The organism is Neoehrlichia mikurensis (assembly GCF_019186785.1).
Taxonomy (GTDB): Bacteria; Pseudomonadota; Alphaproteobacteria; order Rickettsiales; family Anaplasmataceae; genus Neoehrlichia; species Neoehrlichia mikurensis.
This window is the reverse complement of record NZ_CP066557.1, coordinates 82,565-94,704: the sequence shown is the minus strand read 5'-3', so window position 1 is coordinate 94,704 and position 12,140 is coordinate 82,565. Positions and strand designations below refer to the sequence as shown.

Below are 12,140 nucleotides of genomic sequence, written 5' to 3'. Positions count from 1 at the left end.
TAGTGGTATTTAGTTATAAAAGCAGAGCACGCATTAAGTATTAATATAAAAAATTTTACTAGTAAAACTTTATATAGTGTTAATAACGTAACAGAATATCTTTGAAAGATACTTGACATTTCTGATATTTGATTGTGAGATAAAAGATTATCTCTTGCTTTTTGTAGTGCATTAAAGTTACATTTCACTTGACATTTATTATTGTTTTAATATTAGCATTCATTATACTTAATTACATGTTTTACAATTATGGACATGGGATTGTGTACTTTTAAATTACTCTATGATATTTAATTGAAAAATTATTTTCAACTTATTTGAATTTTTAATAAAATAGATCTTGTTATTTATAAGTTCAAAGGAAGAATTATTCTGTTATTAGGTATGTTTGTAATTATTCAGCACTGTATTATAGCTGTAAAGATAAAAAAAAGAAAAAGTTAGATTTTGCTAAATTTTTGAAGAACTCATTACTAAATCTGTATGTTAATAGAATTCTCCATAATTGTACCTTTATCGTTAATAAAACTTCTTATAATTTAAGTATATTGCCTATTTTTTTAGTTAATGTTTAATATCCAAAGATAAAATTAATATATGAAGAACGATTATACTATTTGACAGATGATATTTGAGAGGTATTAAAAAGATTTATTTTTTAACAAGTATATTAATATATAATTAGCAAATAATGTAATATACTTTGCAAGTTTAGAGTATTACATTAATGTTAATACATAAAAAATGAGTACATATTAATATTATTTGCTAAATAGAAAATATTATCCACGTTACATAGTTTTGCTAATATAGCAAGATAACTATGTAAATACTTGATTGTGCGTGAAACACTGTTATTTTTTTCTTCTTTTTGTGAGAAGTTGCTAGCATATTTAGCACGACATTTATGGCTACTGTATTGAATATTGATATTATCGCGTATTTATAAGGTATAGGTATCAAATTGTTTGTATCTTTTAGTATTTCTATGATATCAGAATTATTAATGTTAATTATTCCACGATATCTAATTATAAAGTTATCTCAACTATTTTATATGCCAATCAGAATAATTTTTTGACATTATGAATATTGTTTTTATGTTAGGATTCTTATATGTTATAAGTGCCATTTAGTGTAAATATTGCAAACTTGATGACAGAGCTAGAAATAAGCAATGTTAGATGTTATGGTTTTTATTAGTTTGAATATTAATTAATAAAAGCCCTACTGTTATACATCTATCATTAATAAATAACTACTACGAGTATAATCTTCAACTATGTACTAAATTCAATATATGAGAAAAAATAACGTAAATTGAAAGCAAATAAAAACTTACATATTAATACCATGTTAATATTTAATAGGCAAGTAGATTATAACTACTAACGTGATACATTATTATTTATAAATCTCATTAATATAATTATATACAAATAAAATAACGATTAACTAATAGGATGTATATGGTATAAATTTTATTATCAACATACATACTATTAATACTTTAAAAAAAGAGAAAGCAATCATACATTAATGCAACATTAACTGATAAAAATAATGATTACTCTATGTGAGTAGATTTAAAAAAACAACAAAAAATACATCTGTGATATAACATTTTGAGCTAAGAGTTTTCTTATACTTAGCTTTTAGTACTATATAAATACAGATTATTATTTAACGTGATGCAGTATTACTAATACAGCAGCATAAAGATCTGATACCATTTAATTGTGTGTTTGAAGAATTATCTCTTAGTAGTGGTGCAAGATCACTAGCAGTAGTATTGTCAGCTCTACATGCATAGTTATTATATTTAATAGTATTATCAATATTATCACGTATTTCACAACTATAGATATGGGAACGTACATCTTTTAGTATTTCTGCCAAATTAACATCCCTAGTATACATTGTACCATGATATCTAATTGTTATATTTTTTGAAACTAATTTTAATTTCCAAGCAAAAGAGCTATAATCTTTAGAATAGTCTTTAATAGCAGAATAAGTACTTTCATTATCTGTATTTTGTGAATGATTTATAACAAAGTACTTTTTATAATTTTCAAAGGATTCGATATTTAAATTTTGTTGAGATAATTGAAGAGGAGGAAATGGTACGGCTAAAGTTTTACTAAAATTACGCTTTTTATTAGTTTGAATATTAATTAATATAACCTTTGTCATTGCACACCTTAATAACACTTCTTATAAGATTATAAAATATTGCTTATTTTTTCGTCAATATTTATATTTTAATATAAAACTATAGAAGAATTGCTGAATATCTATTTATATAAATTACATAAAATTTATATTATGTAAGTCGATATATTGGTGCTTATAATTAAATACATATACTTAAAATTATTATTTAACGTGATGCAGTATTACTAACACAGCAGTATAAAGATCTGATACCATTTAATTGTGTATTTGGAGGATTATCTCTTAGCGGTGGTGCAAGATTACGATTAGTGGTATTGTTAACATCACATGCATAGTCACTATATTTAATAACATTATCGCTATTATCACATATTTGATAACTATAGATATGAGACTGTACATCTTTTAGTATTCCTATAGCATAAGGATCGTTAACATTAATTGTTCCTCTATATTTAATTATAAAATGCTTTCCAATTAAATTGCATTTCCAATAAAAATAAATTTTAGCATTGTAAGCATTTTTTTTATTTAATAAAGGATATCCTATTATCATAGTTCTATAATAATTTATGTCAAAATAACATTTGTAGTTATCATTAAGTATAGCATTTAACATTTTTCTAGAAAAAGACAGTGGAGGGGGAAAGCGTAGAGTTAAAGTTTTGTTAAAATTAGCGCTTGGAAAATCTTCATTAATAGCCTTAATATTAATTAATAAAGCTTTAACCATAGTACATTTTTAAAAAATCCCTTATATTTAGTTAATATTTTAAACCTTAAAATTAACATATCCTACTTGAATAAGAAGCCTTATCAAGATATTTTTATAAATTATTCAATACTTTATATTGAAATGGTATAATACAACCTATTAGTTAAATAATGGATAATCTTATATACTAAAAATTGCTAACATAGAAGTATTATAGTGATACATTGTTATTCATGAAATAGCATCAAGATTTGATGCAGGTTAATTATATTTGAGAAACTTTCTTATTAAATTTAGCTTTTTGATTATTGGTTTTTGCAATAACAGTCATGACTAGTATATTTAATAAAAGCTCATGTTTATCAATATACTGACTTAGTTTAAGAGACTGTTTATCTTTTAGTATTTCTGTAGTATCATATTTCTAATACAAATTGATTTATATAATTACTGTATACTTCAACTAACTTTATTTTTATTCAAAATAATCATAATCTTTATATTGTCAGTATTTTTTTTATCAAGGATGTACACTTTTTCAAAAGATAATACACATTATAGATTAATAATTGTCACTAGATTAGTATTATAATTTATAATTATCAAAAATTGATTTTATGGTTACAGATGAGCTTTCTGTTGTATTTATATAGATAACCTATGACAAAGTAACATTTTAGAGAATGTTACTTTGTAGCAAGCATATTAACATGTGTGAAAAATAATGTAACGTAGATTTACAAATTTAAAGTACTGTATTTATTGTTTATAAACCTAATTAATATAATTATATACAAATAAAACAACGATTAATTAATAGGATGTATAATAGTAAAAGTTTTATTATCAACATACAGACTATTAATGCTTTTAAAAATAATTATTACTTTATGCAAGTAGATTTAGAAAAACAACAAAAAAATACATCTTTGATACTACATTTTGAGCTAGGAGTTTCTTTTTGTTCTGCTAACGTTGAATGATTATTACATTCAGTAGCATCGTCATATGTGTCATTATATCCATTATATTGATGATTTTGTTCTGCTAACGTTGAATGATTATTACATTCAGTGAAATTATGCTTGTTGTACTCAATTTGGTATTCATAGTTAGTGTTTTCAATATGGGCATCATATTTATTGCATGTTTTAATACTATAAATAAGAGACTGTTTATCTTGTAGTATTTTTACATCATCAGGATTGCTGACATAGATTGTTCCATGATATCTAATTGTTATATTTTTTCCTGCTAATTTACATTTCCAATTAAAATAACTTCCAAAACAGCTTTCAATATTACCATAAATATTTTCACTAGCTTTTTCAGTGGAGTACTTTGTTGTCTTTTCTTTTGAATAACTTATAGCAAAGTAACGTGTGAATTTTTCATGAGATATAATGTCTAAATTTTGGTTAGATAGGTTTGGGGGAGGAAAAGGTAGAGCTAAGGTTTTACTGAAATCACCTTTTTGAAAATATTCATTACTAGTTTGAATATTGATTAATAGAAATTGTACCATTACACACCTTTTTATCATTAAAAAACTTATTATAAGTATAATTTATAGTTATAAATTTAGTCAATATTAATATATTAAAAAAGTAACGTGAATTGAGAGCAAGTAAATATAATATCATGTAATACTATATCAATATTTAGATAATAATAGAATTATAACTACTAACATGATTCATTATTATTAATGCAATAACGTCAAGACTTGATGCATAGTATTTGAGAAACTTTCTTATCAAGGTTTAGATTAGGTTATTCTTGTAATAAATAATAGAAGAGAGATTTTATAATTTGGTAATTGCTTATTTATTACTTTTTGATTATGTGAGTGATATATCTTTTTTATGTACTTTGGATTTGTTTTGCAGTATTTCATATTATATAAAGTAGCTGAAGCATTAACATAAAATTGAATGATAGTTTTTTTATTATGAAATATAGATTAACTATTTAGCAATAATATTATGTTCTTATAATACTTTATTTTATGTAAATAATGTTACTGCGATATTCAATATCTGAAGCAGTTTACTATAATATAGGGTTATTTAAGAATTTTTTTAAGATATAGTGCAATAGTGTTATTTTATTGCAAATTATTTAATATATATTTATATTTTTTCCATTAATACACTTAATTGTTAGTATTATAAACATTTGATTTTATTGTTGATTGAATTTATAAAGAAAATAAAACTAAGATAATTTGTATTATATGTCATGTATGTATTAAATAAATATTATCAGTGTTATTTTATTAAAAAATTTACTTAACATAATAAAATAGATTGATAGTCATTTTATAGATTTATATTGAAACTAATTTTATGACAGTTTTTAGAAAACAAGTGTTTAGTTATTACTGAATTTTCAATATTTATACTATTATATATTTTGGGTAGAAAGGAATTTTTCTGCATCAATTGCAGCCATACATCCTGTGCCTGCTGCTACTACAGCTTGGCGATATATTTTATCTTGAACATCACCTGCAGCAAAAATACCAGGACAACTTGTAGCAGTACTAGAATTATAAGTAATAACATATCCATCATTATCTAAATTTATCTTTGTATCGCGAAGTATCTTAGTATTAGGAGAATGGCCAATTGCTATAAATACTCCTTGTACATTAATAATGCTTATATTACTATCTTTGATGGACTTTATTTTTATAGCACTAACATTCTGCTCACCTAATATTTCTTCTAATGTGCTATTCCATATAACCTGAATTTTTTTATTATTAAATAATCTATCCTGCATTATTGCTTCAGCTTTTAATGTATCCCTTCTGTGTATAAGAAATACCTTTTGGGAATATTTGGTTAAATATATAGCTTCCTCCACAGCTGTATTGCCTCCACCTATTACAGCAACATGCTTATCTTTAAAAAATGCTCCATCACAAGTAGCGCATGCAGAAACACCTCTTCCTTTAAATAATTCTTCACTTTTAATACCTAACCATTTTGCTTGTGCTCCGGTTGCAATAATTATACTATAAGCGATATATTTATCATTAAAAGTGCTAATACACTCAAAAGGGTATTTATTTGTATTTATATTACTAATTTCATCAAGTATGATAGTAGCACCAGCATTGGCAGTTTGTTGTCTCATTTGTTCCATTAATTCTGGACCTTGCACTGCAGTAGCAAAACCAGGATAATTTTCAACATCTGTAGTAATAGTTAATTGGCCACCAGGTTGCATACCTGTAATTAAAATAGGCTGTAAATTTGCTCTAGCAGCATATATAGCAGCAGTATATCCTGCTGCACCAGACCCTATAATTAAAGTTTTTGTTGTATAAATTTTAGACATTCTACATCTCTAATTTTTTTCAAGATTGTCAAGATGTGATTTTAAATAATGTTCAACGCCGTTTTGTGATGCTTCCATAGCAGCTTCTCCTTTTGACCATCCAGCTGGGCAGACTTCTCCGTATTTTTTATGGTGATATATAGCATCTATTATACGTATAAGCTCATCTATATTACGTCCTATAGAAAGGTCATTAATTGACTGATATCTAATTATAAAGTCACTATCAATTATAAATGTTGCTCTGAGTGCAACCTTATTATCATGCAATACACCATAGCTTTGTGATATATAATGTGAATCATCTGCAACTAAAGGAAAACTAACTTTATCTATACCACCTTTGTTTATATTAGTATTACGCCAATGATTATGACAAAATTCTGAATCTGTACTAATGCCAATAACCTCAGTATTTTGTTCAGTAAAATTTGGTATTCTGTTATGTAGAGATATAATTTCTGTAGGACATACAAATGTAAAATCACGAGGATAGAAAAATAAAATTGCACATTTTCCTGAAATGTATTGTTTTAAATTGAAGTCACAAATTTTATCATTAGGCATTACAGCTTTTGCTGTAAAATCAATAGCTTGTTTTGTTATAAGATTCATATAAAACCTATGAAATAATGGTTATAAAGATTAATCATATATAAATTATAATATTACAACAATAATTTTATTAATAATGTTGAATAGTTATAAAAATGAACATATTATTAAGGGTTATTTTTAATTAGTTGAATAGATATGTCAATTATAGCTGATAAAATGAATGATATTAAGCCATCTCCTACTTTAGAGATTGCAAGTAAAGCAATGCAATTAAAAGCAATGGGGGTAGATATTATATCATTAAGTGCAGGTGAACCAGATTTTGATACACCAAATAGTGTAAAAGAGGCAGCTATTAAAGCGATTAATGCTGGAAAAACAAAATATACACTTGTTGATGGTACTGTAGAACTAAAGGAAGCAATATCTTATAAGATATATGCAGATTATGGCATCAAATATAACATTAATCAAATTTCTGTTGGGACAGGAGCTAAACAGTGTATATATAATTTGTTTATGTCAACATTGAATCCTAATGATGAAGTGCTTATACCATCCCCGTATTGGGTTTCTTATCCTGATATTGTTAAAATTGCAGGAGGTAAACCTGTTACTATTAATTGTAATGAAAATTTTAAGATAAGTGTAGAATTACTTGAAAAATCAATTACTGAGAATACTAAATGGCTAATTATTAATTCTCCAAATAATCCTACAGGTATGGTATACACAAAAAAAGAATTAAAAGATATTGCTCAAGTATTACTTAAGTATTCACATGTACATGTGATGACAGATGATATATATGCAAAATTAGTTTACGGTGTAAAGTTTCTTAATATTGTACAAGTAGAACCTTCTTTATATGATAGAGTATTTATAGTGAATGGGGTATCAAAAGCATATGCTATGACAGGATGGAGAATAGGTTATGTTACTGGTAATGAAAAAGTAATAAAAGCAATTTCTATGATACAATCTCAAAGTACAACAAATCCTAATTCTATAGCTCAAGCTGCAACAATTGAAGCATTAATGGGGGATCAAGATTTTTTAAAAGAAAGATTAAAATTATTTTCTGAAAGACGTGATATAGTCATGAATATGATAAACCATGCTCCTGGCTTATCTGCTATTTCTCCTCAAGGAGCATTCTATGTATTTGTATCTTGTGAAAAAATGATAGGTATGAAATCTAAAAATAACATGATAATACGAGATGGTACTGATTTTTCTAAATATTTACTTCAAGATTATAATATTGCTGTTGTTCCAGGTAGTGCTTTTGGTGCTGAAAATTTTTTCAGAATATCATATGCAACATCTAATAAGCTTTTATTAAGAGCATGTGAGAGAATTACTCAAGCTTGTACAGATCTATATAGTGTATCGTAATGGGATTTATAATTTACAGTAACAAAAACATTATATATAAAAATTAATCACTGATATATAGCTTTATTGTAAATCATTGGTATATAATAGCTATGATGGTGTCATGAAGATACAACTGATATAATAGCAATTAATATTTAAAATATAAACAACTAAGAGGCTAAATTTAGTACGAAAGTTTAACAATTAAATTGTATCAAACTTTATGTTATTGCATTAACAATAATGCATCATGTTAAGTAATTACAATCTTCTTATTACTTAAATTAAGTGATAAGATTTTTAATAAATTATATAAAATCTTATTTATAATTTTATATTCATGTTTTATGATTAATTACTTGAATTATGTTGTTGTGGTATTATTAATAAGCTTTTTATAATAATCTTTATTGTTCACAATAGGTTACCTTATTGATGTATAAAATTTACAAAATACTATCTTACTTTATTAACTAATTCTTGATTTACTTGTACGGAATATTTTTTCATTAAATATTTAAGTAACTGATCTTTTAACGAATCTATATTATTATTGTTAACTTGTGTTTTAAATTGTATCAAATCTAATTCTTTAATTTCTTGTGGTGTATTAATTTTTTTGAGAATTGCTATATAAAGCTTACTGTTATTAGCATTCATAAACCCAGTAGTAGAATCGCCTATATTTATATTAAAAATATCATTTACTAATCCATAAGGATAATCTTGTCCAGGATTATCAGTGGATGCAACATCTATTTTACTTACTTTTTGATCTTTTTTTAATGATACACCATCTGTTTCAACATTATTCCCAGATTTAAACTTTTCTGCTAAATCTTTACTTAATGTATACATTGCGTTTATTTTAAAAGTATTTTGCCATTTACTAATTAAAATATTTTTACTTTCTTCAAAAGTTTTATTACGAGGAGGAGTAACCTCTGTTACATTTATGCTAAAATAACCGTTGCCACTACTTACAAAACTAGAAGGTTTGTTTAATTGTGATGAAAATGCTACTACTGTAAAGTCATCTTTTTTATCTAGAAAACTTGGCATATTAACGAGATTGCCATTTGCATCATTGCCGTTAATATCGAAGCTTGCTATAGAATTAATGTTTAATTTATGTAGTTCTGCTAACTTTTCTAAAGATATTCCCTGATGAATTTGATTATTGATTTCTTTTACAAATTTAGCTAATAAATCAGAAGCTTTCTGTCTTCTTATATTTAATGATACTTGCGCACTTAATTCTTTTAGATTATCATCAGAGATTTTATGTATACTTTTTATTTTTATAATATGCCATCCGAATACACTATGTAAAACACCACTTATTTCTTCTTCTTTTAATTTGAAAACAATTCCTCTAATATTATCTGGCAGCATGTTTTTTGTAATATTTTTTAAAGTTATATCTTGTAATGTAGTTTTTGCAACATCACTAACTACTGAATTAAAACTTTTTCCTTCTTTAAGCAATTGATAAGCAGATTCAGCTTCTTTTTGAGTTAAAAACACTAAATTAAAGATGTCTACCTGGTTATCTAATTCATTATTTTTTATATCATTACTGATTTCTTCTGAAGAAGCAGTTACCTTATGAATGAAATCTTCTTCACTTATTGCTATATACTTTGCAGCTCTATATTCTGGAAAAGATAGATCTTTACTGCTTTTATCATAAATATTCCTTAAATCTTTATCATCAGGGATAGGCACATTTTTAATTGCTTTGAGAGAAATTTCAATAATATCCACTATGCGTGACTGATGTAGATCTTTAAATATTTTTTTAAGAATGTTATCATTGTATTGTAGATAAACATTTGCTGCATCACTAAATAAGCAATTCATTAATATTGCAATAGGAAATGAATTATGTAAACTGCTTATATATGATGTTTCGCTAATACCAGCACTTGAAAGTGTTTGCTGAAATTTTTCTTTGCTAAATTTTCCATTACTATCATGAAAATACTTAATACCTTTAATGTACTCCAATATACTTTCTTTCCCGATTTTTAAATTAAGATCATGACTTAATTTTTGTAAAACTTTTTCTTCTATTAACTTATGTAAGACAGAGGACTTAATGTGAAACTGATTAATTTGTTCATCAGATAATTGATGATTGATAAGCTGTTGTATATATGTTAACTCATTATTATAAGCAGTCTGAAATTCTTGTAGAGATATTTTACTACTTCCAACAGTAGCTACATATTTTTCATTTTTATAATTTGATAAAAAATAGTTTCCAAATGTAATGAATACTAAAGAGCATAGTAATACTATTAACAATAATTTGATAAAAACACCTTTTAATTTCATAAGCTCATCAACATAATTGAATATTTTGCATTAATATAGCAAACAAAATCTCATGTGCAAACGTTTTCTAGCTTAATAATCACTTTTATGTAAAATTAAAATAATAGTTAGTGAAGAATGTTATATATTATTAACAATAAGTTAAGATTTAATATTAACATATACATTAACCTTTAGTATTTTTTTTATAATCTATTGTTTAGCTTTATACCTTTTTATAAATACTATGACTAAAAGTATTTATAGTGCTAATTTGTGTTGTGATAATATAGAAGTACATAATTGTTTGTATTAACGATAATTTATTATATTTATTTTTCTTTTAAAGAAATGTATTACTTTTATAGTTAAAGTAATAGGTATATTAATTTTATTGATTGTAAATATTGAATTTGTTAAAAAATAGATTGTATAAAAAGCTAAAATAACAGATTACGTAAAATAATTAATTAAAAGAATTTAATATATTAGATTATATTACGTAATATAATTTATATTATTATGCAATACAATTCATAAATATATAGCACTAGATGATGATTGATATTTATTAGATAAGAATTTTAAGTTCCAGATTTATATTAGATTTCATTTATTAAGTTATTGATATAAAAAATGATAAATTTTTGTGTTTGCTTTTTGTTTTGCTAAAAAATATTTTTAAAATATTATTTATAACTTTTATTATAACAATTAAATTTTATTAGAATTATCCTATAGAAAAAATTAGGTTTAATAAACACAATTTTATATATAAACTATAGAGTAGATATTACAAAATCTTAAGTATTTAATGAAAAAGTGTCTATAAAGTAATCAAGAATTAGTAAAAAAGTAGAATGATATTTAAGTATTTGTTCTACTTAAGAATGGTATTTATAAATTCAAGTTACTGTTTTAATTGATATTTTTATAACTAATATATAAAAAAGGTATGCATTGCAAGGTGTTTAAATTTATCTATAATTGTTAATTTGTACAGGACAGATATACGCTATAGTGCTAATAAATTGATTAGCTACTAATATATCTAGTTATATTTTTTTAAAGTTTGTGTTTTCATATATAGGAATTAAACTTAGTGATGGTAATTTGTTGTTAATTTTATGCACTAATGTCATTGCTGCAGTTTTAGCATTTATTGTAATTTCTGGAATATTTTTATAAGTAATATGACTGTTTTCATGTGTATCGCTATTACTCACTATGCTAATATTAGTTAGTGGTAGTATATTTGATGTAAAAATTTGAGTATAAATTGTATGATGTGTGCTTATTATAGCTTTAATGGGTTTATCTGTATTTTTTATGAATTTATGTATGGAATAGGCTTGCATTTCTAATGTACTAATGCCATGAACTGTAATATTAGTTGTCAATTGTATTCCTTGAGCAGCGGCTATTCCTGCTCTGATGCCTGTAAAACTGCCTGGTCCTACAACTACAGCTATATCCGTAATGCTATTATAGTTATTTTTGGATTCTTCAAATATTGAATGAATTAATGAGAATAAATCTTTAGTATGTTGATTGTGTAAAGAGTTTTCTTTATAAAAAATATTATTTTTTTCATCTAAAATAGCAACGGAACATATGGATCTAGATGTATCTATGCTCATGA

Annotated in this window: 8 protein-coding genes; 1 reads left to right on the top strand and 7 read right to left on the bottom strand. The window is 24.6% G+C overall.

Annotated elements, in window-relative coordinates; all coding sequences use genetic code 11:
- Positions 1–1,683 precede the first annotated feature (1,683 nt).
- The 5 genes from HL033_RS00375 to HL033_RS00355 all read right to left on the bottom strand — a co-directional run bounded on the left by HL033_RS00375 (position 1,684) and on the right by HL033_RS00355 (position 6,856).
- Complete coding sequence (locus HL033_RS00375) at positions 1,684–2,196, bottom strand: hypothetical protein (RefSeq protein WP_218194143.1); 513 nt, start codon at positions 2,194–2,196, stop codon at positions 1,684–1,686.
- Positions 2,197–2,383: 187 nt separating this feature from the next.
- Positions 2,384–2,911, bottom strand: coding sequence for a hypothetical protein (locus tag HL033_RS00370; RefSeq protein WP_218194142.1), 528 nt, complete (start codon positions 2,909–2,911; stop codon positions 2,384–2,386).
- 865 nt (positions 2,912–3,776) lie between these two features.
- Positions 3,777–4,418 carry a hypothetical protein gene (locus tag HL033_RS00365; protein WP_218194141.1) on the bottom strand — a complete coding sequence of 214 codons (642 nt, stop codon included), beginning with the start codon at positions 4,416–4,418 and terminating at the stop codon, positions 3,777–3,779.
- Positions 4,419–5,299: 881 nt separating this feature from the next.
- A complete protein-coding gene (gene trxB / locus HL033_RS00360) occupies positions 5,300–6,241 on the bottom strand; it encodes a thioredoxin-disulfide reductase (protein WP_218194140.1) in 942 nt (313 codons plus the stop codon).
- Between the two features lie 9 nt (positions 6,242–6,250).
- On the bottom strand, positions 6,251–6,856 hold the full coding sequence (locus HL033_RS00355) for a peroxiredoxin (protein ID WP_218194139.1): 606 nt from the start codon (positions 6,854–6,856) through the stop codon (positions 6,251–6,253).
- A gap of 138 nt (positions 6,857–6,994) precedes the next feature.
- Between HL033_RS00355 and HL033_RS00350 the strand changes: the two genes are divergently transcribed.
- Positions 6,995–8,197, top strand: coding sequence for a pyridoxal phosphate-dependent aminotransferase (locus HL033_RS00350; protein ID WP_218194138.1), 1,203 nt, complete (start codon positions 6,995–6,997; stop codon positions 8,195–8,197).
- A gap of 438 nt (positions 8,198–8,635) precedes the next feature.
- On the opposite strand, the gene HL033_RS00345 is transcribed toward HL033_RS00350, so the two are convergent.
- Together HL033_RS00345 and tsaB are read right to left on the bottom strand one after the other, a co-directional pair.
- Positions 8,636–10,519 (bottom strand): peptidylprolyl isomerase, encoded by a 1,884-nt coding sequence (locus HL033_RS00345; RefSeq protein WP_218194137.1) that lies wholly within the window; start codon positions 10,517–10,519, stop codon positions 8,636–8,638.
- Between the two features lie 1,034 nt (positions 10,520–11,553).
- Positions 11,554–12,138 (bottom strand): tRNA (adenosine(37)-N6)-threonylcarbamoyltransferase complex dimerization subunit type 1 TsaB, encoded by a 585-nt coding sequence (tsaB, locus tag HL033_RS00340; protein WP_246575369.1) that lies wholly within the window; start codon positions 12,136–12,138, stop codon positions 11,554–11,556.
- Positions 12,139–12,140 lie beyond the last annotated feature (2 nt).

What these genes read in the sequence shown, in the direction of transcription:
- HL033_RS00375 (WP_218194143.1), bottom strand. Translation starts at nt 2,196, where the DNA reads ATGACAAAGGTTATATTAATTAATATTCAAACTAATAAAAAGCGTAAT.
- HL033_RS00370 (WP_218194142.1), bottom strand. Translation starts at nt 2,911, where the DNA reads ATGGTTAAAGCTTTATTAATTAATATTAAGGCTATTAATGAAGATTTT.
- HL033_RS00365 (WP_218194141.1), bottom strand. Translation starts at nt 4,418, where the DNA reads ATGGTACAATTTCTATTAATCAATATTCAAACTAGTAATGAATATTTT.
- trxB (WP_218194140.1), bottom strand. Translation starts at nt 6,241, where the DNA reads ATGTCTAAAATTTATACAACAAAAACTTTAATTATAGGGTCTGGTGCA.
- HL033_RS00355 (WP_218194139.1), bottom strand. Translation starts at nt 6,856, where the DNA reads ATGAATCTTATAACAAAACAAGCTATTGATTTTACAGCAAAAGCTGTA.
- HL033_RS00350 (WP_218194138.1), top strand. Translation starts at nt 6,995, where the DNA reads ATGTCAATTATAGCTGATAAAATGAATGATATTAAGCCATCTCCTACT.
- HL033_RS00345 (WP_218194137.1), bottom strand. Translation starts at nt 10,519, where the DNA reads ATGAAATTAAAAGGTGTTTTTATCAAATTATTGTTAATAGTATTACTA.
- tsaB (WP_246575369.1), bottom strand. Translation starts at nt 12,138, where the DNA reads ATGAGCATAGATACATCTAGATCCATATGTTCCGTTGCTATTTTAGAT.